29 protein-coding genes are annotated in these 24,141 nt (G+C 65.9%); 19 read left to right on the plus strand and 10 right to left on the minus strand.

What is annotated here, in order from left to right; all coding sequences use genetic code 11:
• Positions 1–88: 88 nt before the first annotated feature.
• Entirely contained in the window at positions 89–445 is a 357-nt protein-coding gene (locus ACFB49_RS01225; protein ID WP_380874957.1) for a winged helix-turn-helix transcriptional regulator, read from the plus strand.
• A gap of 41 nt (positions 446–486) precedes the next feature.
• On the opposite strand, the gene ACFB49_RS01230 is transcribed toward ACFB49_RS01225, so the two are convergent.
• The 3 genes from ACFB49_RS01230 to ACFB49_RS01240 are packed head-to-tail and all read right to left on the minus strand — an operon-like array spanning position 487 to position 2,992.
• Complete coding sequence (locus ACFB49_RS01230) at positions 487–1,509, minus strand: YdiY family protein (RefSeq protein ID WP_380874959.1); 1,023 nt, start codon at positions 1,507–1,509, stop codon at positions 487–489.
• 38 nt (positions 1,510–1,547) lie between these two features.
• Positions 1,548–2,021: an RNA pyrophosphohydrolase gene (locus ACFB49_RS01235; RefSeq protein WP_380874961.1), complete on the minus strand. Its 474-nt coding sequence runs from the start codon at positions 2,019–2,021 to the stop codon at positions 1,548–1,550.
• A complete protein-coding gene (locus ACFB49_RS01240) occupies positions 2,018–2,992 on the minus strand; it encodes an alpha/beta hydrolase (protein ID WP_380874963.1) in 975 nt (324 codons plus the stop codon). The genes ACFB49_RS01235 and ACFB49_RS01240 overlap by 4 nt, the downstream gene beginning before the upstream one ends.
• 84 nt (positions 2,993–3,076) lie before the next feature.
• Between ACFB49_RS01240 and ACFB49_RS01245 the strand changes: the two genes are divergently transcribed.
• The 3 genes from ACFB49_RS01245 to ACFB49_RS01255 all read left to right on the plus strand — a co-directional run bounded on the left by ACFB49_RS01245 (position 3,077) and on the right by ACFB49_RS01255 (position 6,968).
• Positions 3,077–3,988: a histone deacetylase gene (locus tag ACFB49_RS01245; RefSeq protein ID WP_380879797.1), complete on the plus strand. Its 912-nt coding sequence runs from the start codon at positions 3,077–3,079 to the stop codon at positions 3,986–3,988.
• Positions 3,989–4,062: 74 nt separating this feature from the next.
• Entirely contained in the window at positions 4,063–5,937 is a 1,875-nt protein-coding gene (locus ACFB49_RS01250; RefSeq protein ID WP_380874965.1) for a 2-oxoacid:acceptor oxidoreductase subunit alpha, read from the plus strand.
• On the plus strand, positions 5,934–6,968 hold the full coding sequence (locus ACFB49_RS01255) for a 2-oxoacid:ferredoxin oxidoreductase subunit beta (RefSeq protein ID WP_380874967.1): 1,035 nt from the start codon (positions 5,934–5,936) through the stop codon (positions 6,966–6,968). The genes ACFB49_RS01250 and ACFB49_RS01255 overlap by 4 nt, the downstream gene beginning before the upstream one ends.
• 39 nt (positions 6,969–7,007) lie before the next feature.
• On the opposite strand, the gene ACFB49_RS01260 is transcribed toward ACFB49_RS01255, so the two are convergent.
• Together ACFB49_RS01260 and ACFB49_RS01265 are read right to left on the minus strand one after the other, a co-directional pair.
• The gene (locus ACFB49_RS01260; protein WP_380874969.1) at positions 7,008–7,211 is read right to left on the minus strand and encodes a hypothetical protein; all 204 of its coding nucleotides are present in this window, start codon (positions 7,209–7,211) and stop codon (positions 7,008–7,010) included.
• 169 nt (positions 7,212–7,380) lie between these two features.
• Positions 7,381–8,076 carry a hypothetical protein gene (locus ACFB49_RS01265; protein WP_380874970.1) on the minus strand — a complete coding sequence of 232 codons (696 nt, stop codon included), beginning with the start codon at positions 8,074–8,076 and terminating at the stop codon, positions 7,381–7,383.
• Between the two features lie 130 nt (positions 8,077–8,206).
• On the opposite strand from ACFB49_RS01265, the gene ACFB49_RS01270 reads away from it, so the two are divergent.
• The 4 genes from ACFB49_RS01270 to ACFB49_RS01285 all read left to right on the plus strand — a co-directional run bounded on the left by ACFB49_RS01270 (position 8,207) and on the right by ACFB49_RS01285 (position 11,747).
• Positions 8,207–9,580 carry a cryptochrome/photolyase family protein gene (locus ACFB49_RS01270; protein WP_380874972.1) on the plus strand — a complete coding sequence of 458 codons (1,374 nt, stop codon included), beginning with the start codon at positions 8,207–8,209 and terminating at the stop codon, positions 9,578–9,580.
• Between the two features lie 72 nt (positions 9,581–9,652).
• On the plus strand, positions 9,653–10,927 hold the full coding sequence (locus tag ACFB49_RS01275; RefSeq protein ID WP_380874974.1) for a class I SAM-dependent methyltransferase: 1,275 nt from the start codon (positions 9,653–9,655) through the stop codon (positions 10,925–10,927).
• A gap of 77 nt (positions 10,928–11,004) precedes the next feature.
• Positions 11,005–11,496 (plus strand): hypothetical protein, encoded by a 492-nt coding sequence (locus tag ACFB49_RS01280; protein ID WP_380874976.1) that lies wholly within the window; start codon positions 11,005–11,007, stop codon positions 11,494–11,496.
• 86 nt (positions 11,497–11,582) lie between these two features.
• Positions 11,583–11,747 carry a hypothetical protein gene (locus ACFB49_RS01285; protein WP_380874977.1) on the plus strand — a complete coding sequence of 55 codons (165 nt, stop codon included), beginning with the start codon at positions 11,583–11,585 and terminating at the stop codon, positions 11,745–11,747.
• Positions 11,748–11,825: 78 nt separating this feature from the next.
• Here the strand turns inward: ACFB49_RS01285 and ACFB49_RS01290 are convergent, their stop codons facing one another.
• The gene (locus tag ACFB49_RS01290; RefSeq protein ID WP_380874978.1) at positions 11,826–13,118 is read right to left on the minus strand and encodes an MFS transporter; all 1,293 of its coding nucleotides are present in this window, start codon (positions 13,116–13,118) and stop codon (positions 11,826–11,828) included.
• A gap of 143 nt (positions 13,119–13,261) precedes the next feature.
• Between ACFB49_RS01290 and pgsA the strand changes: the two genes are divergently transcribed.
• From pgsA to ACFB49_RS01315, 5 genes are read left to right on the plus strand one after another with little or no spacing between them, the layout of a single operon-like run.
• On the plus strand, positions 13,262–13,810 hold the full coding sequence (gene pgsA, locus ACFB49_RS01295) for a CDP-diacylglycerol--glycerol-3-phosphate 3-phosphatidyltransferase (protein ID WP_380874980.1): 549 nt from the start codon (positions 13,262–13,264) through the stop codon (positions 13,808–13,810).
• A 5-nt stretch (positions 13,811–13,815) separates the two neighbouring features.
• Positions 13,816–14,088: a molybdopterin converting factor subunit 1 gene (gene moaD / locus ACFB49_RS01300; RefSeq protein ID WP_380874981.1), complete on the plus strand. Its 273-nt coding sequence runs from the start codon at positions 13,816–13,818 to the stop codon at positions 14,086–14,088.
• Positions 14,085–14,543 carry a molybdenum cofactor biosynthesis protein MoaE gene (locus tag ACFB49_RS01305; protein WP_380874983.1) on the plus strand — a complete coding sequence of 153 codons (459 nt, stop codon included), beginning with the start codon at positions 14,085–14,087 and terminating at the stop codon, positions 14,541–14,543. Before moaD ends, ACFB49_RS01305 begins: the two co-directional genes overlap by 4 nt.
• Positions 14,540–15,091: a sigma-70 family RNA polymerase sigma factor gene (locus tag ACFB49_RS01310; protein WP_380874984.1), complete on the plus strand. Its 552-nt coding sequence runs from the start codon at positions 14,540–14,542 to the stop codon at positions 15,089–15,091. Before ACFB49_RS01305 ends, ACFB49_RS01310 begins: the two co-directional genes overlap by 4 nt.
• Positions 15,084–15,830, plus strand: a complete 747-nt coding sequence (locus tag ACFB49_RS01315) for an anti-sigma factor domain-containing protein (protein WP_380874985.1) — start codon at positions 15,084–15,086, stop codon at positions 15,828–15,830. The genes ACFB49_RS01310 and ACFB49_RS01315 overlap by 8 nt, the downstream gene beginning before the upstream one ends.
• Before the next feature lie 99 nt (positions 15,831–15,929).
• Here the strand turns inward: ACFB49_RS01315 and aroB are convergent, their stop codons facing one another.
• Both aroB and ACFB49_RS01325 read right to left on the minus strand, forming a co-directional pair.
• Positions 15,930–17,030 carry a 3-dehydroquinate synthase gene (gene aroB / locus ACFB49_RS01320; RefSeq protein ID WP_380874986.1) on the minus strand — a complete coding sequence of 367 codons (1,101 nt, stop codon included), beginning with the start codon at positions 17,028–17,030 and terminating at the stop codon, positions 15,930–15,932.
• The gene (locus ACFB49_RS01325) at positions 17,027–17,566 is read right to left on the minus strand and encodes a shikimate kinase (protein ID WP_380874987.1); all 540 of its coding nucleotides are present in this window, start codon (positions 17,564–17,566) and stop codon (positions 17,027–17,029) included. Before ACFB49_RS01325 ends, aroB begins: the two co-directional genes overlap by 4 nt.
• A gap of 84 nt (positions 17,567–17,650) precedes the next feature.
• On the opposite strand from ACFB49_RS01325, the gene ACFB49_RS01330 reads away from it, so the two are divergent.
• The 5 genes from ACFB49_RS01330 to ACFB49_RS01350 all read left to right on the plus strand — a co-directional run bounded on the left by ACFB49_RS01330 (position 17,651) and on the right by ACFB49_RS01350 (position 22,997).
• Positions 17,651–17,788: a hypothetical protein gene (locus ACFB49_RS01330; protein WP_380874989.1), complete on the plus strand. Its 138-nt coding sequence runs from the start codon at positions 17,651–17,653 to the stop codon at positions 17,786–17,788.
• Entirely contained in the window at positions 17,769–19,607 is a 1,839-nt protein-coding gene (locus ACFB49_RS01335) for a hypothetical protein (RefSeq protein ID WP_380874990.1), read from the plus strand. The genes ACFB49_RS01330 and ACFB49_RS01335 overlap by 20 nt, the downstream gene beginning before the upstream one ends.
• On the plus strand, positions 19,604–20,524 hold the full coding sequence (locus ACFB49_RS01340; protein ID WP_380874992.1) for a tyrosine recombinase: 921 nt from the start codon (positions 19,604–19,606) through the stop codon (positions 20,522–20,524). Before ACFB49_RS01335 ends, ACFB49_RS01340 begins: the two co-directional genes overlap by 4 nt.
• Before the next feature lie 10 nt (positions 20,525–20,534).
• Positions 20,535–21,476 (plus strand): acetyl-CoA carboxylase carboxyltransferase subunit alpha, encoded by a 942-nt coding sequence (locus tag ACFB49_RS01345; protein WP_380874993.1) that lies wholly within the window; start codon positions 20,535–20,537, stop codon positions 21,474–21,476.
• A gap of 69 nt (positions 21,477–21,545) precedes the next feature.
• A complete protein-coding gene (locus ACFB49_RS01350; protein WP_380874995.1) occupies positions 21,546–22,997 on the plus strand; it encodes a M48 family metalloprotease in 1,452 nt (483 codons plus the stop codon).
• Between the two features lie 85 nt (positions 22,998–23,082).
• Here the strand turns inward: ACFB49_RS01350 and ACFB49_RS01355 are convergent, their stop codons facing one another.
• On the minus strand, positions 23,083–23,250 hold the full coding sequence (locus ACFB49_RS01355) for a Flp family type IVb pilin (RefSeq protein ID WP_380874997.1): 168 nt from the start codon (positions 23,248–23,250) through the stop codon (positions 23,083–23,085).
• A gap of 141 nt (positions 23,251–23,391) precedes the next feature.
• On the minus strand, positions 23,392–23,562 hold the full coding sequence (locus ACFB49_RS01360; protein ID WP_380874999.1) for a Flp family type IVb pilin: 171 nt from the start codon (positions 23,560–23,562) through the stop codon (positions 23,392–23,394).
• Between the two features lie 73 nt (positions 23,563–23,635).
• On the opposite strand from ACFB49_RS01360, the gene ACFB49_RS01365 reads away from it, so the two are divergent.
• Entirely contained in the window at positions 23,636–24,058 is a 423-nt protein-coding gene (locus ACFB49_RS01365) for a (deoxy)nucleoside triphosphate pyrophosphohydrolase (protein WP_380875001.1), read from the plus strand.
• Positions 24,059–24,141 lie beyond the last annotated feature (83 nt).

Below are 24,141 nucleotides of genomic sequence, written 5' to 3' on the forward strand. Positions count from 1 at the left end.
TGGAGGCTATGCTACGCACGAACCGACGGCAACTAGGCACCTTCGGGGGTGATAGTTACTTTTTGGAAACCTAGGATCGGATGAGGCCATGCAGGACGATTACCCCGCGCTGACGCTGGAGGTCATGGACCTGGTTGGCGACAAATGGACGCTGCTGCTGGTCTATACGCTGGGGGATGGGCCGCTGCGCTTCTCCGAACTGCGCCGCCGCGCCATGCCGATCAGCCAGAAGATGCTAACCCAGACGCTGCGCGGGCTGGAGCGCCATGGCATGGTCGACCGCGCGGTGCTGCCGACCGCGCCGCCGCAGGTGGAATATGCGCTGACCGATCTGGGGCGCACCTTCCTCTCGGCCGCGAGCGTGATCTGCCAATGGACCAAGGACAATCTGGCGGAATTGCAGGAAGCGCGGTCGCGGTTCGACGCGGAGCGGTTGGCGGCTTGAGCGCCGAACCGGCCGCGCGATTCGAGTATTCGTAAAAGGGGCTATTTGAAGGTGTAGACCAGGGTGGCGCGGGTCTGCGTATCGACGTCCGCCCGGTTGACCGGAGCATTGCCTTCATACTGGACGTTATAAGTGATGCGGGCGCTGATCGGCCCCAGCACCTTGGTGTCGAGTGCGATCGACGTGCTGGCGTTGGTCGCGCCCTTTTCCAGATAGAAGGTCGCATCCTGGATCAGGTTGGCGGTCGGCGCGATCTTCCAGCGCAGCGTCTGCGAAAGGCGCCCGGCGACCGAGGTTGCATCCTCCTGGTCGGTGAAATCGGTGTAGCGGACGGCCGGGCCGCCTTCGAGATCGACCTTGAAACGGGGGCCGGTGAACAGCGTGTAGCCGATACCGCCGCCGCCGGTGAAACGGTTGTCATAGCCGAGGAAGCGATCATGCTCGTAACCGGCGATGCCGTAGATGTAGAAGCGGTCGTCCACCTTGAAGTTCGGCTGGTAGTTGGCAACGATCCGTTCCTTGGAAAGCTCGTTATCGTCTTCCTGCAGATCGAGCCGCAGATCGAAGCGGTGGCGCACGCGCAGGCCTTCGCGCTCGCCCTTGGCGGCGGCGAAGATGCCGGCATTGTCGGAATTGCCGGTCGACCGGTAGGCGCCGAATTCCAGCGTGCCGCTCCAATAATCGAAGAAACCGGCGGCCGCGATCGCCTCCTCCTTCTTGCGCTGGGCTAAGGCTCGTTTTTCGGCGATGTCGGCGTCATAGCCGTCCTTGAGAGCCTGCGCCTGACGCGAAGCCCAGGGGGCGGCCTGCCTGGCGAGCTTCGTCACCGTCGCCACGGCCTGCTGGTCGCCGCTGGCGATCGCCGCGTCGAGCATCGCGCGTACCGCCGGCGGAAGCTCGGTGGGGGGCGGCGGTTCGATCCGCGGCATCGGCAGCGGGCGTGGCGGGGGCGGCGCGATATAGATGATCGGCGCCAGCTCGGCCTCTATTACGGCGAGCGACGTATCGTCGGGTGGAACCTCGACAGCTTGACTCGCCAACAGGGCGAGGGAGAGGAGGGGCATGACGATCCTTCGGTCCGGCCAAAAAACGCAACGAAAACTCAGAGATAATCGGCAAATTCTTGCAGCACATCCTCATATAGCTTGCGTTTGAAGGGCACGATCAGCCGTGGGAGATCGGCGGGCTCGGCCCATTTCCAGCCGCGGAATTCCGGTTCGGGCGTGTCGATGTTCACGTCGCTGTCCTGCCCGGTGAAGCGGCACAGGAACCAGTGCTGGCGCTGGCCGCGATATTTGCCCTTCCACACCTTGCCGACCAGTTCGTCGGGCAGATCGTAGAACAGGGGCTGACGCGCGCGTGCGATCACCTCGACCAGTTCGGGCTTGATGCCGGTTTCCTCCTCCAACTCGCGGAGCATCCCGGCCTCAGGGTCTTCGCCCTTGTCCAGCCCGCCCTGGGGCATCTGCCAGGCTTCGGCGACATTATCGATGCGCAGCGCCACGAACACCTTGTTGTCGGCATTGAGCAGCATCACCGCCGCGGCGTCGCGATAGGGGAGGGTGTCCTTGGTCATTCTGCGGCCTCCATCATCACGCGATTGGCTTCCGCCTCGACGATAATCGCCTTCAGCGCGGCAAGGCAGCCCGCAAGATCGCCTTCGGACGAGGGGATCGCATTGCGCATGTTGAGGAAGCCATGAACATTGCCCACCGCCTCGCGATAGGTGGTGGGCACGCCGGCGCGGACGAGTGCGGCGGCATAAGCGCGGCCCGCATCGCGCAGCGGATCGAGGCTGGCGGTCACGACCAGTGTCGGCGGCGTGCCGGCATGGTTGGCCTTGAGCGGCGAGGCGCGCCAATGATCATAATCTGCGGCATAGCTGGTGTGGAACCAGTTCATCGCGCCTTCTTCCAGGAAATAGCCGTTCATAAATTCGCGATAGGAGCGATAGGTGCCGGTGGGATCGGGCGCCGGATAGATCGGCCATTGCGCCAGCACCGGCAAGGCAGCGGGATCGTCGCGGAGCGCGAGCGTCGTGACGATGGTGAGCGTGCCGCCGGCGCTGTCCCCGGCCAGCACGAGGCCGGTGGCGACCCGGCCGATTTCGGCGGGATTGGTGGCGATCCAGCGGGCGGCCGCTTCGCAATCGTCGGGCGCGGCCGGCCAGATATTCTCGGGCGCCAGCCGATAATCGACGGCGATGACGGGCATGTCGAGCACGCGCGCGATTTCGGCGCAGAGCGGTTCATGGCTGTCGAGATCGCCGAGCACGAAGCCGCCGCCGTGGAAATAGACGAGCAGCGGACCCGGCGCGCGGGCATCACGCGCATCGTAAAGGCGGGCGGGGATCGCGCCCGCGGGGCCGGGGATCGAGAGATCGCGGATCACCGCCAGATCGCCCACCGGCACATCGAGGAGATCGCGGCCGGCGCGCATCATCTGGCGGGCGACGGCGGGCTCCACCTCATGCAGTTTCGGGCCGGGCACCGCGGCAAGATTGTCGAGCAGCGCCTGGACATCGGGGCGGATGAAGGGCTTGGACATGCGCGATCTGTCTCCTGGCGGCGTCGCCCCCTGATAGCCTCGTGGCTGGCGAAGTCGAGCCAATCGCCTATGTTTACGCCCAACATGCTCCATGTCGTGCATCATCCCGGCTATGTCGCACCTGCCGCGCCCGGCAGTCGTTTCGCCTTCGACAAATATGGGCTGATGATGGCGGCGCTGCGGGAAAGCGGGGTGCCTTTCACCCTACACGAGCCCGCGATCATGCCGGCCGAATGGATCGGCGCCGTGCATGATCCGGCCTATGTGGAGGAGGTGGTGACGGCCGCCGTGCCCCCGCAGAAGGAAAGGCGCATTGGCTTTCCGATCACGCCCCATGTGGCGCTGAGGGCGCAGCTTGCGCCGGGCGGCACATGGCTCGCGGCGAAGCTGGCGCTGGACCATGGCTATGCCGCCAACAGCGCGGGCGGGAGCCATCATGCGCTCAGCGATACGGGCGCGGGCTATTGCGTGTTCAACGATCTCGCCATCGCCGCGAACCGGCTGATTGCGGAGGGCGACGCACACCGGGTGATGATCGTCGACCTCGATGTCCATCAGGGCGACGGCACCGCGGCGCTGCTGGCCGGGCGCGAGGATGTGTTCACGCTTTCGATCCACGCCGAGAAGAATTTCCCGACGCGCAAGGCGCGATCTTCGCTCGACATCGGCCTGCCCGACGGGACCGGCGACGCGGCGTATATGGATGTGCTGCAGGCCCATCTTGGCGGCGCTTTCGATAGATTTCGTCCCGATCTGGTCCTTTACCAGGCGGGTGTTGATCCCCACATTGCAGACAGGCTGGGCCGACTTGCGTTGAGCGATGAAGGCCTTGCTGCGCGGGACGCCTGCGTCATGGATGCAGCACGATCGCGGGGGGTGCCGCTGGCAAGCGTGCTTGGCGGCGGCTATGGGGAGGATCGGATGGAGGTGGCGCGCCGCCACGTTCGTTCTATGATAGCGCTGGCAGAAGCCGCCAAGCCCGTCGTGGCGGCCTGAGACATTTTCTTCTTTGAGGCCCCGAAGGGCGGGGGCTAGGGAAGCCGGCAAGAAGAACCGAGGTATCCAGGGTTATGGCGACAGCCGTTCACGAACTTACTCCCAAGGAAGCCGCAGCGAATCCGCCGGCGGAAGCAGTCGTCGTGCGCTTTGCGGGCGACAGCGGCGACGGCATGCAGCTGACCGGCGGCCAGTTCACGCTTTCCACCGCACTGGCGGGCAATGATCTCGCCACCTTCCCCGATTTTCCTGCCGAAATCCGCGCACCGCAGGGCACGCTGTTCGGCGTGTCGGCGTTCCAGATCAATTTCGGGTCGACCGCGATCGAAACCGCGGGCGACCAGCCAGACGTGCTGATCGCGATGAACCCGGCCGCGCTAAAGACCAATGTCGGCGCGCTTAAGGCCGGCGGCCTGATCATCGCCGACGAGGGCGAGTTCGGCGCGCGCAACCTCGCCAAGGCCGGCTATGACGTGTCGCCGCTGGCCGACGATAGCCTCGCCAAGTGGCAGGTGCTGAGCTTCAACATCTCGCAGCTGACCATGGATGCCGTGAAGCCGTTCGGCCTCGGCAACAAGGAAGCGCTGCGTTGCAAGAATATGTGGACGCTGGGGCTGGCGCTCTGGATGTTCGATCGCGACCGCGAGCCGCTGATCCAGTGGCTGAAGGACAAGTTCGCGAAGGCGCCGACGCTGGCCGAGGCGAACATTGCCGCGCTCAACGCCGGCCATGCCTTCGGTGAGACCGCGGAAATCTCCGGCCCGCTGAAGCAGCATCATATCGCCGCGGCGCCCGCGGAGCCGGGCCTCTACCGGACGATCACCGGTGCGGAATCGATCTCGCTCGGTCTCGTCGCCGGCGCGCAGCTTGCCGAGACCAAGATGTTCTTCGGCGGCTATCCGATCACCCCGGCTTCGGCGATCCTGCATCATTTGTCGCGCCTGAAGGAATTCGGCGTCACGACCTTCCAGGCGGAGGACGAGATCGCCGCGATCGCCAGCGCGATCGGCGCATCCTATGCCGGCCAGCTCGGCGTCACCTCCTCGTCCGGCCCGGGTATCGCGCTCAAGGGCGAGGCGATCGGCCTTGCGATCATGACCGAACTGCCGCTGGTCGTCGTCAACTCGCAGCGTGGCGGCCCTTCGACCGGCCTGCCGACCAAGACCGAGCAGTCGGATCTCTATCAGGCGGTCTATGGCCGCAACGGCGACGCGCCGATGCCGGTGATCGCCGCCCGCTCGCCCGCCGATGCGTTCGATTGCGCGATCGAGGCGGTGCGGATCGCCACCCAGTTCATGACGCCCGTCATGCTGCTGACCGACGGCTATATCGCCAACGCGGCCGAGCCGTGGAAGGTGCCGGACGTGAGCAGCTACGAGCCGTTCCCGGTCCAGTATCTGGAGAGCGTGCCCGAAGGCGGATTCCTGCCTTATGCCCGCAACGACAAGCTGGCGCGGCCGTGGGTGAAGCCCGGCACGCCCGGCCTGATCCACCGCATCGGCGGCATCGAGAAGCAGGTCGATACCGGCCACATCAACTATGAAGCCGCCAACCACCAGGCGATGACCGATCTGCGTCAGGCCAAGGTGGATCGCATCGCCGATCACATCCCCGACCAGGAAGTCACGCTGGGCGAGGCGGGCGGCAAGCTGGTGCTCGTCGGCTGGGGATCGACCTTTGGGCCGATCCACCAGGCGGTGCGCCGCGCCCGCACCAGGGGCCTGGACGTGAGCCACGTCCATATCCGCCACATCTGGCCGCTGCCGCGGAATCTGGGTGAACTGTTGAAGGGCTATGACAAGGTGATCGTGCCCGAGATGAACACCGGCCAGCTCAAGACGGTGCTGCGCGATCAATATCTGGTCGACGCCAGGCCGCTCAACAAGGTGTCCGGCCAGCCCTTCCGCATCGCCGAGATCGAAGCCGCTATCGAGAGTGCGCTCGCATGAATGAGATGACGTCCATCACCACCACGCCCAAGGATTGGGAAACCGACCAGGAGGTGCGCTGGTGCCCCGGTTGCGGCGACTATGCGATCCTGAAGGCGGTGCAGCGGACCATGCCGGAACTGGGCGTGCGGCCGGAGAACACCGTGTTCGTGTCGGGCATCGGCTGCTCGTCGCGCTTCCCCTACTACATGGAAACCTACGGCTTCCACACCATCCACGGCCGCGCGCCGGCGGTGGCGACAGGGGTGAAGCTCGCCAATCCCGAACTCGACGTGTGGATCATCACTGGCGACGGCGACGCGTTGTCGATCGGCGGCAACCACACGATGCACCTGCTGCGCCGCAATCTCGATTGCCAGGTGCTCTTGTTCAACAACGAGATCTACGGGCTGACCAAGGGGCAATATTCGCCCACGTCGCGCGTCGGCACGCGGTCTCCGTCGACGCCGTTCGGGTCGGTCGATCGCCCGGCTTCCCCGTGCAGCTTCGCGCTGGGATCGGGCGCGCGCTTCGTTGCCCGCGCGATCGACACGCACAAGAATCTGCCGGCGGTGCTGAAGGCGGCGCACGCCCACAAGGGCGCGAGCTTCGTCGAAATTTACCAGAACTGCATCGTCTATAATGACGACGTGTTCGCTTCCTTCACCGAGAAGAAGGCCGCGCCCGACAACCAGATCTGGGTGGAAAATGGCCAGCCGGTGCTGTTCGCGGGCGGCACCAAGGGCCTGTCGATGGATTGCGCGGCGCTGCGCCTCCACATCGTCGACGTCGTCGATGGCGATTGGCAGGCGGCGGGCGTGATCGTCCATGACCAGACCAACCATGGCCTGGCGCAGATGTTGATCGACTTCGCCCCAGGCGAGGGCGGCCCGGTCGTGCTCGGCGTGATCTACAACCATCCGCGCCCGACCTTCGACCGCGCGGTGGTCGAGCAGAATGCGGCTGCCGCGGCGGGCAAGAAGCCCGATCTGCAGAAGCTGATCTCCAAGGGCCAGACCTGGCAGGTGGAAAAGCAGCCGCACACGATGTGACGGCGACGCCCGCGCCGGCCGACGGCGCGGGCGTGTCGATCAATAGCTGCTGTTCTGGGGCACGTCCGGCTTGTTCGGCGGCGATTGGGTTTCAGGGCCCATCGTGTCGCCATTCTTGGTCGTGTGCTCGGAGGTATCGCCCTGGGTGGCGGTCGGCGATGGCGCGCTCTCGCTTGGTGAAGACGCCCGACAGGCGGGTAGCACCAGCAGCGCCGTGATAGCCAGAAGCGCATGCTTGATCATTGTCACCTCCTTCAAAACGGGTTGGGTTGCGGGGGATCGGGCCTGTCGGGCGGAGTGGATGATGGACCGCTCGGTTCGGCCGGATAGGGTGGCAGCTCCTTGGGCGGTGCCTTCTTCGCGCACCCCGCGAGGGAGATCAGCGCGATGGCCATGAGGATTTGCGCTCTGGTCATTTGCCCGCTTTCTTCTTTGGATTGACCGCGCCTTCCGTCTCCTCGGGCGCACAGGTTTCGCCGAGGTCGAGGAAGCTGCGTGCGGTCCACGTCATCTGCTCGCGGTTGAGCCAGTCGGTACGGCGTTCGATCGCTGTCGCCACGCGCACCACCTTGGCGGTGCATTTGACCAGAAAGGTCGCGACCAGCAGGTCGGTCTCTTCCGGCTCGATACGGTGGTAGATTTCCCCGTCATATTCGCGGACCGGAAACCAGCGCAGTTCGGCTTCGTCGAAATAGGGATTGTCGGGCTCGCCGGGTTTCGATTTGAGCGCGGACCAGTAATCCTGGCCCTTCTTCGCCCACAGCGCTTCATAATCATAGACGCCGGGCTGGGCCATCTGGAGGGTGACGCGCGCATGTTTCAGCGTCAGCAACTGGGAGCCGAGATTCTTCAGCGATACATGGACTTCCACCGCGGCGAGGCCCGGTGAGACCTGCACGGCGTGCAGTTCCTGCGTCACATCCGCATGGGGCTGCGCCTTGCGTTCGATGAAATACCAGAAGGCAGCTAGGCCGAAGGCGCCGACAGCACAGATCGTCTGGAGCGTGCCGAACCATTTGCTGGCGCTGTCATGATTGCGCTTCGTGATCGCCAGCGCGACGATCAGATAGACGGCTGTCAGGCCGCCAATGATGACCAGTGCATTCATGCCCGCCTCCTGCCTCGTGGCCGCCCTCCCCAGGGCAGCCTTCGACTCAGGACCCGCTTTTCCGCGACTATGCCATGAATTTGGCGGTGGGGCACTGGAACAGTGCGCAGCGGGGCGCGTATCGGTCGGCATGGCCGCACCCGTCATCCTCTGGTTCCGTCAGGATATGCGACTTTCCGATCAGCGTGCACTTGCCGCCGCGACGGCGGAGGGGCCGGTCGTTCCGCTTTATGTGCTGGATGATGACGGCGCCGGGCGCTGGGCGATAGGATCGGCACAGCGCTGGTGGCTGCACCACAGCCTGACGGCGCTGGGTGAAGCGCTGGCGGCAAAGGGCGCTCGCCTGATCCTGCGGCGGGGCGATGCGGTGGACGAGGTTGCTCGGCTGGCGCGCGAGGTGGGGGCGGAACGTGTCCACGCCATCCGCCATCACGAACCCTGGTGGCAGCAGGCGGAGAGCGAACTGGGCCGGCAGGTTGATCTGGTGCTGCATGACGGCGCGACATTGGCGCCGCCCGATCATGTGCGGACGGGCGGCGGCGGGCGATACCGGATCTTCACGCCGTTCTGGCGGGCGCTGAAAGAGCAGATGCCACCGGAGCTTCCCGTGCGGGCGCCGGCTTCGATCGAGGGTGTTGGCGAGCACATCCAGAGTGACCGGCTGGCGGACTGGGATCTACTGCCGACGCGGCCGGACTGGGCTGCGGGCTTCGCAGACCATTGGAGGCCGGGGGAGGAAGGCGCCAAGGCCGCACTCAGGCGCTTCCTGCCGCATGTCGTGGACTATGACGAGGCGCGGAACCTGCCGTCGATCACGGGATCGTCGCGGCTGTCGCCGCATCTCCATTTCGGGGAAATTTCGCCGGCGACGGTGTGGCACCATGTCGCGAAGCAAGCGGGTGCGAAGGCCGAACCCTTCCTGCGCGAAGTCGGCTGGCGGGATTTCACCGCGAACATCGTCGATCTGCTGCCATCCTATGGCCGCCGCAACGGGCGCGAGGCGTGGGATGGTTTCCCGTGGCGCCAGTCCGAGGCGGATTTCACCGCCTGGACCAAAGGCCGCACCGGCTATCCGATCGTCGATGCGGGGATGCGCGAATTGTGGGCGATGGGCTGGATGCACAATCGCGTGCGGATGATTGTCGCGTCCTTCCTGACCAAGCATCTGCTGATCGACTGGCGGCGCGGCGAGCGCTGGTTCTGGGATACTTTGGTCGATGCCGATTACGGCAATAATGCCGTCAACTGGCAGTGGGTGGCGGGGACGGGAATCGATTCCAACCCGTTCGGGCGGATCATGGCGCCTTTGTCGCAGTCCGCGAAATTCGACGCGGCCGGCTATATCCGCCGCTGGGTGCCGGAACCGGCCGACCTGCCCGAACCCGCGATCCATGATCCGCACGAAGCGGGCTGCGCGCCCGCAAGCTACCCGCTTAAGCTGATCGGCCATCGCGAGGGACGGGAGCGCGCGCTGGCGGCCGCCAAAGGGCATGGCCGGCAATGATTTGAGTGGGCTTCAAGCCGATTGCATCGCGTCCGCCTTCGTCGCACATGCGCGACATTGGCGAGAGGGACGATGAACGCTGAACGACCATATCGGGGCCGCCATCTGGTGACGGCCGATCGCGGATTCGCAACGGGGGCGGGGCTGTGGTCACGATTGCTGGCGCCCGGCTTTCGGCGAGTGCTCGACCGGATCGACGCGGGGCTGGAATCGGGCGCGATTGACGCGACCTTGCCCGATGGCACGCGCCGGCTGATCGGCGGCCATGCCGACGGCCCGGTGCCGATCGTCGAACTGCGGAGCTGGCGTGCCTTGGTGCGGCTGATGACGAGCGGATCGGTCGGCTGGTATCGCGGCTGGGCGGAGGGCGAATGGACGAGCCCCGATCCGGTGCCGTTGTTCGATCTGTTCATGCGCAACCGCATTTCGCTGGGCGAGGCGGCGCGGGCGCGGGGCCTCAACCGTATCGTCAACCGCGTGAAGCATGCGCTGCGCCACAACAGCAAGGCGGGGTCGCGCCGCAACATCGAGTTCCATTACGACCTGGGCAATGATTTCTACGCCGCCTGGCTCGACAGGACGATGACTTATTCGAGCGCGCGTTTCGCCGAGCCGATCACCGTCGCCGAGCCGCTGGAGCAGGCGCAGGAACGCAAGGTGCGGATGCTGCTCGACGGGCTGGAGCTGAAGCCGGGCGAGCGGTTGCTGGAGATCGGCTGCGGCTGGGGTGGCCTGGCCGAGATCGCCGCGCGGGATTATGGCGTTCACGTCACCGGCATCACCTTGTCCGTCGAACAGAAGGCCTGGGCCGAGGCGCGAATCGCGGCAGCGGGGCTTTCCGATCGGGTCGAATTCCGGCTGGTCGATTATCGCGACGTGCAGGGCTGCTTCGACGCGGTGGCCAGCGTCGAGATGGTGGAGGCGGTGGGGGAGGCCTATTGGGCGGCCTATATGGAGGCGATCGCCCGCGCGCTGAAGCCGGGGGGCCGCGCCGCCATCCAGTTCATCGACATCGATGACGCGATCTTCGCCGACTATGCGGAGAGCGCGGATTTCATCCAGACCTATATCTTCCCCGGCGGGATGTTGATTTCCGACAGTCGATTCCGCGCGGCGGCGGAGAAGGCCGGGCTAGCCTGGGGAGCGGTCGATCGCTTCGGGCTGCATTATGCCGAAACGCTGCGGCGCTGGCGCGAAAGCTTCGATCGCGCGGCGGCGGTGAACCAGTTGCCGGCCGGTTTCGATGAAAACTTCGTGCGGCTGTGGCGCTATTATCTGATGTATTGCGAAGGCGGTTTTCGCGGTCAGGGCATCGATGTCGCGCAGGTGACGCTCATGCGACGCTGAATTGTAGCTTTTTGTCGTTTCGGAACCGCAAGCTCCGCCATATGTTCCTCATTCCGAACCCAGAAGGGGAGACGATGATGGCCGACACACCGACCGGAGATACGGCAGCCGCCAAGCCGAAGGCGCCCGCCAAGCCGCGAACGACAGCCAAGCGCGCTGCGCCCAAGGCCGCGACCGCGGCGAAGCCCAAGGCGGCGGCCAAGCCGAAGACGCCCGCCAAACCGAAGACGGCGGCCGCGAAGCCGGCGGCGACCGCGCGCGCCAAGGCCGCGATCAGCAAGGCCGAGAAGGATGTGAGCGCGCTGGCGAAGTCGGCTTCGACCAAGGCCAAGGCGACGGCGAAGAAGGCAAAGGACAAGTTGCCGCCCGCAACGCCGCGTAATGTCGCGATCGGTGCCGGCGCTGCTGTGGCCGTGGTGGGGGCGGCGCTTGCCGCCACCGTCGGGCGCAAGCGCATCGCCAAGGCTTCGGAGGATCTGGTCGAATCGGTGAAGAAGCAGTTCGCCAAGACCCGCGCTAAGAAGGCGCCGCCCTCGACCACGCCGCCTGCGGACGGCGGCGCGGCCTGATCCAGTGCCATGCGTCCCGCGCCGGGACGGCTGTTAACCCATTCTGGCGCGGGACAAAATGCTTAGCGGGGCGTTAAGCCTTGCCTATGATCGAGTCGCAAACCCGACATGCATTGCCGTCCGCCAGCGTGCGGAGACGGCTGCGATTCGTTCTGGCCCATGCCGCACCGACGAAGCGGGCGGAGGATATCCGCCTGTTCGCGATAACCTTTGTCGCGGGCTTCCTGTTCTTCTCGATCTTCCTTGCCTGACCATTTGACTAGAGCCTGATTCACGCTTCCGGTGGAAGCGCATGGCGCTTCCCCCTCGAACGATCAGGCGCTGGGCGATCAGTCGCAGGCCTTGTGGAGCTTCCACGCCAACCAGGCGGCGACGACACACATCATGGCGACCAGCAGCAGGGTCTGCACGACGGTGACGCCCATTGCGGTGATCCCCATGATCGCCAGCGAACCGATCACCATCGCACCCGAATTGACGATGTTGTTGGCGGCCACCGTGCGTGCCGTCTGGTCCTTGGCGACGGTGGTCGTCAGGAAGGCGTAGAGCGGCACCACGAACATGCCGCCGCTGACGGCCACGGCGAACAGCGCCGAATAGACCTCGATCGCGCCGGGGTGGTGGGCAAATTCCCAGAAATTGTAGAGCTGGCCGTCGGGTAGGCCCTGCCAGCCGCTGGCGACATGGAACATGAACAGGACTGCGATTCCCATCCCGATCACCGAAGCAGGGGCGTAGCGGGCCGAGACGTGCGCGCCGAGGAGGCGGTTGATCAGCACCGATCCGATGGCGACGCCGACCGAGAAGATGCCGAGGAACAGGCTGGCCACGGTCTCGTCGGCGGTGAAGACATTCTTCACGAGCGGCGGAAAGATAACGATCAGCACCGATCCGATCGCCCAGAAGAAGCTGATCGCGCAGATCGCCAAGAACAGCCGCGGAATGTGCATCGTCGCGGAGACCAGGCGGATCGACGATCGGACGATGTGGAAATCCAGTGGCGGCGTTTCGCCCATCGGCGGCGCCGGCGGCACCTGGCGACCCGCGAGCCAGCCGAGCGCCGCGAGGCCGATGACGGTGGCGGCGATCGCGGTTTCATCCCGGCTCATCAGCCCGGCGAGAATCGTGCCGGCGAGGATCGCGATATAGGTGCCGGCCTCGACCAGACCGGTGCCGCCCAACACCTCATCCTCCTCCAGATGCTGCGGCAGGATCGCATATTTGATCGGGCCGAAGAATGTGGAGTGAATGCCCATTGCCAGCACCGCGGCCAGCATCAGCGGGATCGCCCAGGTTTGGCTGACCGAGGAAAGAAGGAGACCGGCGGCGCCCACCAGCATGATCCCGATCTCGGCCGTTTTCACCAGCCGGATGATCTTCGCCTTGTCGCGGGTATCGGCGAGCTGGCCGGAAAGGGCGGAAAGCAGGAAGAAGGGGAGGATGAAGAGGCCGGTGGCGATCGCGTTGAACCAGGCTTCGACGCGGGGATCGGAATAGACCTCGTAGGTGACGAACAGCACCATTGCGGTCTTGAACAGGTTATCGTTGAAAGCCCCCAGGAACTGGGTGACGAACAGCGGCAGGAACCGCCTTCGGGCAAGAAGCCTTATCGATGCATGCATACTGAACGCGGTTCGCCTTGTTCTTATCGCGGGGTTGCATAGCCCATGGATATGACAGGACCAAGCTTTGTCCGCCGACATCGCCCGATCGGTTGATCGCACTCCCCAAGCCTTGCAAAGCGCGCTAAGACGGGTGCGAAATCATGCTGACCTTGCCCAATATCCTCACGCTTTCGCGTATTTTAGCGGTGCCGATCCTGGTGTTCCTGCTGTGGCGCCCGGGCTGGTATGATTATGCGCTCTGCTTCGGCCTTTATGTGCTGATGGGCGTGACCGATTATTTCGACGGCTATGTCGCGCGTGCCCGCGGCACCGTTTCCAAGCTCGGCGTCTTCCTCGATCCCATCGCAGACAAGATCATGGTCGCGGCGGTGATCGTGATGCTGATCTTCACCGGCGACATCAAGAATTATGCCGTCATCGCCGCGCTGATCATCCTGTTGCGGGAGATCGCAGTGTCGGGCCTGCGCGAATTCCTGGCCGACCTGCGCGTTTCGATGCCGGTGAGCCAGCTCGCCAAATGGAAAACGACGTTCCAGCTCGTCTCGCTCGGCGGACTGATCCTGGCTGGCGCGGTGCCGCAATGGCCCCTGGTGCACAGCGCCAGCCTGTTCTGCCTGTGGGCCGCGGCGGCGCTGACCTTGATCACCGGCTGGGATTATCTGCGCGTCGGCCTGAAGCATATGGATTGAGTGCGGTGGCGATCGAGCTGATCTATTTCGCCTGGGTGCGCGAAGCCATCGGCAAGGATGGCGAGAGTGTGTCGCCGCCGGCAGAGGTGGTGACGATCGCCGATCTGGTCCGCTGGCTCTCCGCGCTATCGCCCGGCTATTCCGAGGCCTTTGCCGAACCGGACAGGCTGCGTGCGGCGATCGACCAGGATTTCGTCGCCTTCGATGCGGCCATCACCGGCGCGCGGGAGATCGCGATCTTTCCACCGGTGACGGGTGGATCGGGGATTGGCGGATGAGAGACATCCGCGTCCAGCAGGAGGCTTTCGATCCGGGCGCGGAACTGGCCCGGCTGGAGGCGCTGGGTGGCGGTGCGGTGGCGAGTTTCACGGGCCTCGTGCGGGCAGACGGCGGCCTCGTCGAAATGACGCTGGAGCATTATCCGGCGATGACGGCGCGGGCGATGGAGCGGATCGCGGTGGAAGCGGAGGCGCGCTGGCCGCTGATAGGGCTTACGCTGATCCACCGTCACGGCCCGTTGCAGCCGGGCGATCGGATCGTGTTCGTCGGCACGGCTTCGTCGCATCGTGCCGCAGCGCTCGAATCCTGCGCATTCCTGATTGACTGGCTGAAGACGGCGGCCCCGTTCTGGAAACGGGAAAGCTTCGCCGACGGGCGCCAGACCTGGGTCGAACCCCGCAAAGCCGACGACGTGGCGGCGTCGCGCTGGCAGCAGAATAGGGAGACGGCATGAGCGGCACGAGGGCGGAGCAACCGCTTGAGGCGCTGATCGCTGCAACCGCGGCGGGTGACCGCCAGGCATTCGGCGAACTTTACCGGCGGACGTCGGCGAAACTCTATGGCGTGATCCTGCGTATCTTGCCCGATGGAGGCAAGGCCGAGGATGTATTGCAGGACGTCTATGTCCGCGTGTGGCACGCCGCGCAGGGATTCGACCTGGCGCGCGGACGCCCCGTTACCTGGCTTGCCGCGATCGCGCGCAACCGGGCGCTGGACGTGGTGCGGCAGGGCATGTCGGCCGGGCGCAAGCGCATCGTCGATGTCGACCCGGAGGATCTGGCGAGCATCGTCGACGAGCAGCCCGATCAGGGCGAAGTGGCGGCGCTCAGGCAATGCCTGGAAGGGCTCAACCCCGAGCATCGGGATTGCATCCTGCTGGCTTATATCGACGGCGCATCGCGCGAGGAACTGGCCGAGAAGTTCGAGCGGCCGGTGGGAACGATCAAGTCATGGCTCAGCAGGGGGCTGCTGGCACTCAGGGGGTGCTTGAACCGTGAATGAGGAACTGATCGCCACGGCGGGGGAATATGTGCTCGGCACGCTCGACGCCGACGAGCGCGAGGCGTTCGTGCGGCGGATGGCCGGCGATGCCGAGGCTGCGCGCGCGGTGACGGACTGGCAGGCGCGGCTCGGGCTGCTCGGGACGGCCGCGCGTGAGGTGGAGCCACCGACGCATGTGTGGTCCGCGATCGAGGCGCGCCTTGCCGATACTGCGCCCGTGGCCGTCGTCGCGCCGATCGCCGCCAATGACAATCGCGTCTCGCCATGGTGGCGGAGCGGCGCGGTGGCGGCTTCGCTTGCGGCTCTGGTGCTGGCGGGGGTGGCGTTCAACCCGGCGCGCGAGACGCAGCCGCAGGCGATCCCGCCGGTCGCGATGGCGCCAGCGGCCATGCCCACTTATGTTTCGGCGGTGACGCGCGAGGGTGCCGAGCCGGCTTTGCTCATCACGCTCGACCCCAAGACCGGCAAGGCCGTGGTCCGCGCGCTGAACCTGACGGCGCCGCAGAAGAAGAGCCTGGAGCTCTGGTACATCGGCGGCGGGCGCGATCCCAAGTCGATGGGCGTGGTTTCCGGCAACCAGAAGATGGAAATGATGCTAGGCGAGGCGATGGCCAAGCATGACAAGCTCGACGAGAGCATGTTCGCGATCAGCGTCGAGCCTGAAGGCGGGGCGCCCGCTGGCAAGCCCACGGGCGAGATCATGTATACCGGCAAGGTGATGCAGGTTTCGGGGACTTAGGCCCCTTCCGTCATCCCAGCGAAAGCTGGGATCGCTATCCATATCCCGTCGCGCCAAGAGCGAAGAGATCCCAGCCTGCGCTGGGATGACGAGATGCTTTTAGCGCACCTCGTCCAGAAACGCCGCCACGTCCGCCAGGTCGATGTCCTTCGCCAGGAAGGTCTGGCCGATGCCGCGGGCGAGGAGGAAGGGGAGGCGGCCGCCTGCCATCTTCTTGTCGTGCATCATGTGCGCGACCAGCGCCGTTCCCGAGGCGCTGACGCCCGCTGCGGCGAGCGTCGCGGGCAGGCCGGCCGCTTCCAGATGGGCAGCAACACGGGCCGCATCTTCGGCCGGGCACAGCCCTTGTCGCGCGGAGAAAGCGAAAGCGAGCGCCATGCCCGCAGCGACCGCCTCGCCATGGAGCAGGCGATCGGAGAAGCCGGTCTCGGCTTCCAGCGCGTGGCCGAAAGTATGGCCGAGGTTGAGCAAGGCACGGCGGCCGCTGGTCTCGCGTTCGTCATCGGCGACGATCGTGGCCTTGGCGGAGACGCTGCGGTGGATCGCATATTCGCGCGCCGCGGCATCGCCCGCGAGCAAAGCCGGGCCGTTCGCTTCGCACCAGGCGAAGAAATCCGCGTCGTCGATCAGGCCGTATTTCACGACCTCGGCATAGCCGGCGCGGACTTCGCGGATCGGCAGCGTGTCGAGCGTGGTCGGGTCGATCAGCACATGAGCAGGCTGGTGGAAGCTGCCGATCAGATTCTTGCCGGCGCGGCTGTTGATCGCAGTCTTGCCGCCCACCGATGAATCGACTTGCGACAGCAAGGTCGTCGGCACCTGCACGAAGCCGCAGCCACGCTTCAGGATCGCCGCGGCGAAACCGGTCAGGTCGCCGATCACGCCGCCACCGAGCGCGACGATATTGTCGCTGCGCTCGATTTCCAGTTCGAGCAGGCGATCGGTGACGCGCTCCAGATTGGCCCAGCTCTTTGTCGCTTCGCCTGAGGGCAGGACGATCGCGTCATGGCCGATGCCGGCGGCATCCAGGCTGGCGGTGAAGCGGGGAAGCTGCGCCTTGGCTACGGCTTCGTCGGTGACGATCGCGAAGCGGCTGCGTTTGGCGAAGGGGCGGAGCAACTCGCCCGCGCGGTCCAGCGCGCCGGCGGAAATGTCGATGGCGTAGCTGCGCTCGCCGAGTGAAACGTCGACGCGGTTCATTGCTTGAGTGCCCGGATGATCGCATCGACGGTGGCGTCGTGCGGGAGTGGCTGGCTGCGCACGCGGATCGGCGCGAGCGCATAGACGGGGTTGCGGACGGCGGCGAGCTCGGTCAGCGCCTCGTGCGGATCTCGATCCTTGAGCAAGGGGCGCCCCTCGCGCCGACCGACGCGATCGACCAGCACCTCGATATCGGCATCCAGCCAGACCGCGGTCGCCTTGTCGAGAATGAGCTGGCGGGTTTCGTCCTGCATGAAGGCGCCGCCGCCGGTCGCCACCACCTTGGGCTGGCCGTCGATCAGCCGCGCGATCACGCGGCGTTCGCCGTCGCGAAAATGCGCCTCGCCGAATCGTTCGAAGATTTCCGGGATCGAAAGGCCGGCCGCGACCTCGATCTCATGATCGGCATCGACGAACGGCAGATGGAGCCGCGAGGCGAGCCGGCGGCCGACGGTCGACTTGCCCGATCCCATCAGCCCGACAAGGACGATCGGCCGGTTGAGTGCGACATGCGTGGAATGGAGGGTATGCGGCATTGCGCGGGGGCTATACACAGAGCCGCCGCATCGGGCAAAAGCCGCGTGGCGATCCTTGGGGGATTGCCGCATCAAGGGAAGAACATGTCGCGTTTCGGGATCATCCTCATCGTCCTGCTGCTGGTGCTGATTGGTGGCGTCGTGTTCCTGTCGACGGTCGACACGGAAGTGCCGCCCGCCCGCGTGGAAAAGGCGATGCTGAATGAAGCTGCCCCGCAATAAGCTGATCCTCGCCGCGCTGCTGGGTGGCGTCGCGATCGGCCCGGCCATGTGGCCGGCGCTGGGACAGGAAGCGCCCGAATCGCTGCTGCCGCCCGGCTTCGGCGATCCCACGCCGCCGCCCGCGCAGCAACCGCAGCAGCCCGCGGCGCAGCCCGGCCGCCCGGCGTCGGCCCAGCCCGCGCAGCCGGGACCGGTCGATCTGCTACCCGCGCCGCCCGTGGAAGCGGCGCCGGCCGAGGTGGAAGAGGAAAAGTCCGCCGAGGAGCTGGCAGCCGAGGAAGCCAAGGCCGCCGAACTCGAACTGCCGACGGCCGCGCGTCGATCGATCGACATAGTCGGCGCGCTCGACGCGCAATGGGGTATGGATGCGGGAGCATTCGGAACGACGAGCGGGCGGACGCTCGCCGGGCTGATGCGTCGCACCGATGCGCCGATGCCGTCGCGCTGGGCGGCGATGCTGCTCCGCCGCGCGCTGCTGTCGCGCGTGCCGACACCGCGCAATGTCGCGCCGCAGGACTGGGTGGCTGAGCGTGCCTGGCTTCTGCTGCGCATGGGCGAGGCAGATGGCGCGCGGATGCTGGTGCAGGCCGTCGATGTCGATCGCTTCAACCCGCGCCTGCTTTCGATCGCGGCGCAGACCGCGCTGGCAACGGCCGACCCGGCCGCGCTCTGCCCGCTGACGGCGGCGGCAGGCGGCATCAACGAGCCGATCTGGCCGATGGCGTCGGCCATCTGCGCCGCGCTGGCGGGCGAGGGCGCGGTTTCGAGCGCGCTGATTGATCAGGTGCGATCGCGGCGTCAGGCCGGCGGCATCGATACGTTGCTGGCCGAGAAAGTGATCGGCGCGAGCAGCAATGGTCGCCGGGCGATCACCATCGAATGGACCGGCGTCAGCAAGCTGACGAGCTGGCGGTTCGGCATGGCATCGGCGACCAACGTGCCGATCCCCGACGAATTGTTCGCGACCGTCGGCCCACAGGCCCGCGCCTGGCAGGCCCGCGCACCACTGCTCGCCCCGGCAAACCGCGTCAGCGCAGCCCGAACGGCGGCGGCGCTCGGGGTCTTTTCGAGCGCGGCTTTGGTTGATCTTTATGGCGCCGTGGCCGAGCAGACCGATGAGGCGGATATTGCCGACAGCGATGCGGGTCGGCTGCGCCGTGCCTATGTCGGCGAGGATGCGGGCGCGCGCATGGATGCGATCCGCGCACTGTGGGACAAGGCGCGGCCGGGGCGCGATCGCTATGCGGCGTCGATCCTGACGGCGCGGGCGGCGGCGCGGCTGCAACCGAGCGCCGACATGGGTTCCGAAGCCGGGCTGCTGATCGCATCGATGCTGTCGGCCGGGCTGGACACGCAGGCGGCGCGCTGGGGATCGGTGGTCAACACCCTCGACAATGACGATGCCGACGATGCCTGGGCGCTGCTGGCTGTCGGCACGCCGCGCCCGCCGGTCGATGTTCGTGCCGGCCGGGTCGAGGATTATATCGGCCGCAAGGGCGAGGATGGCGCGCACCGGGCGAGGCTGCTGGTCGCTGCACTCGCCGGGCTCGGCCGGATTTCCGCGGCCGATGCCGCGCGGCTGGGCGAGCAGGCAGGCGTCAATTTCGGCTATCAGGATGCGTGGACACGCGCGATCGACGGTGCGGCGGCGCGTGGTGAGGCCGGCACGGTAGCGCTGCTGGTCGCGGCCGGCATGCAGACGCGCGACTGGCGCGGAGTGCCGCCGCAATATTTCAACCATATGCTCGCCGCGCTGCGCCGGGTCGGGCTGGAAGGTGAGGCGCGGATGATCGCGGCGGAGGCGATGACGCGGGCGTGAGCGCCACGGACCCGCGCGACACCGGCGAGGATGGGCGCGCCATCGCCCGCTTCCTGGAGATGATGGCCGCCGAAGCCGGATCGGCGCGCAACACCTTGCTCGCTTACGGCACCGATCTGCGCGGTGCCTCCGTGCTGCTGAACGGTCGGCTGGCGGAGGCGGGCGAGGACGAACTGGCCCGGCTGGGCGAAGCGTGGCGCGATCTGGCGCCGACGACCGCCGCGCGCAAGGCGGCGGCGCTCAGGCGCTTCTTCGCCTTCCTGGTGGATGAAGGGATGCGGAGCGGCGATCCGTCGCCGGCGCTGCCGCGGCCGCAGACCGGGCGGCCCTTGCCCAAGACGCTCGACCGCAGCGATGTCGAGCGGCTGTTCGCCGAGCTGGAACGGCGCCAGCAGGCGGACCCGACGCCGGGCAATCTGCGGCTGACGGCGCTCGTCGAGCTGCTCTACGGTTCCGGCCTGCGCGCCACCGAACTGGTGTCGCTGCCGCGCCGGGCGCTCCGGCCCGATCAGCCCTTCCTGATCCTGAAGGGGAAGGGCGGGCGCGAACGGCTGGTGCCGATTTCGGATCGCGCCCGCGCTGCCGTGGCGGACTATGCGGTAAAGGTCCCGGTCGACAGCGCATGGCTGTTCCCGTCCGGCCGCAACCATCTTTCGCGTATCCGGCTCTATCAATTGCTCAAGACGCTGGCCGCGGATGCCGGGATTCCGCCCGATCGGATCAGCCCCCACGTCCTGCGCCATGCCTTCGCCACCCACCTTTTGGAAGGCGGGGCGGACCTGCGCGCGCTGCAACTGATGCTGGGCCACGCCGATATCGCCACGACGCAAATCTACACCCATGTCGATAGCCGCCGGCTGGTCGAACTGGTCAATGCGCGCCATCCGCTCGTTGACGTGCCCCGAAAGCAGGCTTAACCGCGCGGACATGGTGGCATTCCTCGAATTCGAAAAACCGATCGCCGAGCTGCAGAGCCGCATCGCCGATCTGCGCGAAACGGCCGAGAACGGAACCGTCGACATCACCGCCGAAGTCGCCAAGCTCGAGGCGAAATCGGAAAAGATGCTCCACGAGACCTATGCGCGGCTGACCCCGTGGCAGAAGACTCAAGTGGCCCGCCATCCGGAACGGCCGCACTTCAAGGACTATGTCGCCGGGCTTGTCGAGGATTTCGTGCCGCTGGCGGGCGACCGCGCCTTTGCCGACGATCTCGCCATCATCGGCGGCCTCGGCCGGATCGGCGGCCGCCGCGTGATGGTGATCGGGCATGAGAAGGGCGACGATACCGCCAGCCGCCTCAAGCATAATTTCGGCATGGCGAAGCCGGAGGGCTATCGCAAGGCGATCCGCCTGATGCAGTTGGCCGACCGCTTCGGCCTGCCGGTCGTCAGCCTGGTCGATACGTCGGGCGCTTTCCCCGGTATCCAGGCCGAGGAGCGCGGCCAGGCGGAAGCGATCGCCCGATCGACCGAGGCGTGCCTCGAACTCGGCGTGCCGATGGTCGCCGCCGTCGTGGGCGAGGGCGGATCGGGTGGCGCGGTGGCGCTGGCCGCGGCCAACCGCGTGCTGATGTTCGAACATGCCGTCTATTCGGTGATCTCCCCCGAAGGCGCGGCTTCCATCCTGTGGCGCACGTCGGACAAGGCGCCCGACGCCGCCGATGCGATGCGGATCACCGCCGCCGACCTCGTCAAGCTGGGCGTGGTCGATCGTATCGTTGCCGAGCCGGTGGGTGGCGCCCACCGCGATCCCGACGCGGCGATTGCAGCGCTCGCGGCCGCGATCGGCGAAGAGCTCGATGCGCTCGCCGGCCAGCCGCGCGCTACCCTGAAAGCCGCACGGCGCGACAAATTCCTTTCGATCGGTTGACAGTCGTAACGGAACCGGGCCGAAGTTGCCGGGTTCAGTATCGACGAAACCAGATCGTGGGAGAGCCGAATGAAGCGGATTGTTGCCTGGGGGGTAGCAGCCTCTTTGCTGGGCTATGCCGGTTATGGCGCGGCCTATCAGGCGCAGAGCATTTCGGCGGCCGACAAGAAAGCTGGGGCTGAAGCGCACCCGCAACTGCTGCAGGAGTTTGGCGGCGCCTATTCCGGGCCGGGGACGGCCTATGTCACGACCGTCGGCCGCAAGATTGCGATGCAATCGGGTCTTGCCAATTCGCAGGCGGAATTCACCATCACCTTGCTGAATTCGCCGGTGAATAACGCCTTCGCCATTCCCGGTGGCTATGTTTACACGACACGCCAGCTTGTCGGGTTGATGAATGACGAGGCGGAACTCGCATCGGTGATGGGCCATGAGGTCGGCCACGTCGCCGCCCGTCATTCGGCCAAGCGGCAGCAGGCGGCGCAACGCAATAGCATGCTGGGCGCGCTGCTTGGGTTGGGGCTGGGCGCCGTCGTCGGCGATTCGGGGCTTGGGCAGTTGCTGCAGCAGGGAGCGGGGCAGGCGGCGCAACTGCTGACGCTGCGCTACTCACGCAAGCAGGAATATCAGGCCGACGACCTTGGTGTGCGCTATCTGAAGTCCGCGGGCTACGACACGATGGCGTCGTCGACGATGCTGGCGTCGCTCGCTGCGCAGACCAGTCTCGATACGCGCGACCAGGGATCGGAGGGCCGTGGTCTTCCGGAATGGGCAAGCACGCACCCCGATCCGGCCGGACGCGTCGTGAGGGCACAGAAGAAGGCGCAGGAAGCCGGCGGCGTCGGCGGGGCGCGCAACCGCGACGCTTTCCTGAATGCGATCAACGGAATGCTCTATGGCGACGACCCCAAGCAGGGGGTGGTCGATGGCCTGACCTTCCGCCATCCTGATCTGCGCATCGGCTTTACCGTGCCACAGGGCTTCGGCATTTCGAACGGCGCCGATGCCGTTTCGGTGAGCGGCAGCGGCGGGCAGGCGCAATTCTCGGGCGGGAAGCTCAACGGCTCGCTCTCGGACTATATCAGCGGCGTCTATAGCAAGCTCGGCGGCAAGGGCAGCGTCAGTGACGTTCAGACGACGCGGATCAACGGCCTCGAAACCGCTTATGCGGTGACGCGGGCGCAGACCCAGCAGGGGCAGGTGGATGTCGGCGTGGTCGCTTATGCGATGGGCGACGGTACGGCCTATCATTTCGTGACGCTGGCACCCGCGGGACGGGGTCTCGGGCCATTCTCCTCGATGGTGCAGTCGTTCAACCGCCTGACGCCGCAGCAGGCGGCTGCCATCAAGGCACGCAAGGTGAGCGTGATCACGGTGAAGGCAGGCGATACGGTGCAGAGCCTGTCGCAGCGCATGGCCTATGATACGCTGAAGCAAGAACGCTTCATGACGATCAACGCGCTCACGGCCAATTCGCGTCTGACGGCGGGTCAGCGGGTCAAGCTGATCGTCTGGGGCTAACGCCCCGCTCGCCCATGCAGCCAAAAGAAAAGGGCGGCGAACCTTGGAGGTTCGCCGCCCGATCCATTCACCGTGAAGTGAAGGCTTAGCTCGCCTTCATGTTCTCGGTGACGTTTTCGAAGGTGTTTTCGAGCTGGCTGCCGAGGGCGCCCATGGCCGAGATCGCGGCGACGGCGATCAGAGCGGCGATCAGGCCGTATTCGATCGCGGTGGCACCCTTTTCATTCTTCAGCATCTTGCGGATGAACTGCATGTCCGGTCTCCATCGTTCCAGTAATGAGGGAGTGTTCCGTCTCCCCGCCGTGCCTATTAAGCGCGAGCCTGGCAATTTTGGCCCAGATCAAGTTTCCAAATGTTTAACGCGGCGGCGATGGGATAAACAATTTGTGGTTATTTAAGTATTAACAACCTGCTCGGACACATTTTCCCACATTTCTGTAGTTGTGCTGGCAAGTCCGATCAGCGCCGACATCATTGCGAGTGCGATGAGGGCCAGGATCAGCCCATATTCGATGGCGGTAACGCCCCGATCATCGCCGATAAGCCGTTGCAGAATTTTCTTCATGCGGGATCCTAGCCGCCGGGCCTGTTTCCCGGCATTGGACCGGCATAACCACGTTAGCCTTAAGAAAGACCTTATGCCGACGCGTGAATCTGGTGTTTCCCATATTTTGACGGTGGTTGCCGTGGCGCTGGTCGATGTCGACGGCCGGGTGCTCCTGCAGCAGCGACCCGAAGGCAAGGCGATGGCGGGCCTGTGGGAGTTCCCCGGCGGTAAGGTCGAACAAGGCGAATTGCCCGAAGCCGCGCTGGTGCGCGAATTGCGCGAGGAACTCGGCATCGATGTCGAGACGTCCTGCCTGGCACCCGCGACCTTCGCCAGCGAAGCGCTGGGCGAGCGGCATCTGCTGCTGCTGCTTTACGCCTGCCGCAAGTGGAAGGGCACGCCGCAGGCGCTGCACGCCACGGCCCTGCGCTGGGTCCGCCCGCTCGAAATGCACGGCCTGCCCATGCCCCCGGCCGATCGCCCGCTGATCGGATTGATCGAAGCCCTGCTTTGACCGTTGCGATGAATGGAACGATCGCTGCGCCCAATGTGCTTGATATGATGTAACATCGGCCCTATCGCGACATTGATATAACG

Source organism: Sphingomonas sp. DBB INV C78 (assembly GCF_042693015.1).
Classification (GTDB): Bacteria; Pseudomonadota; Alphaproteobacteria; order Sphingomonadales; family Sphingomonadaceae; genus Sphingomonas_E.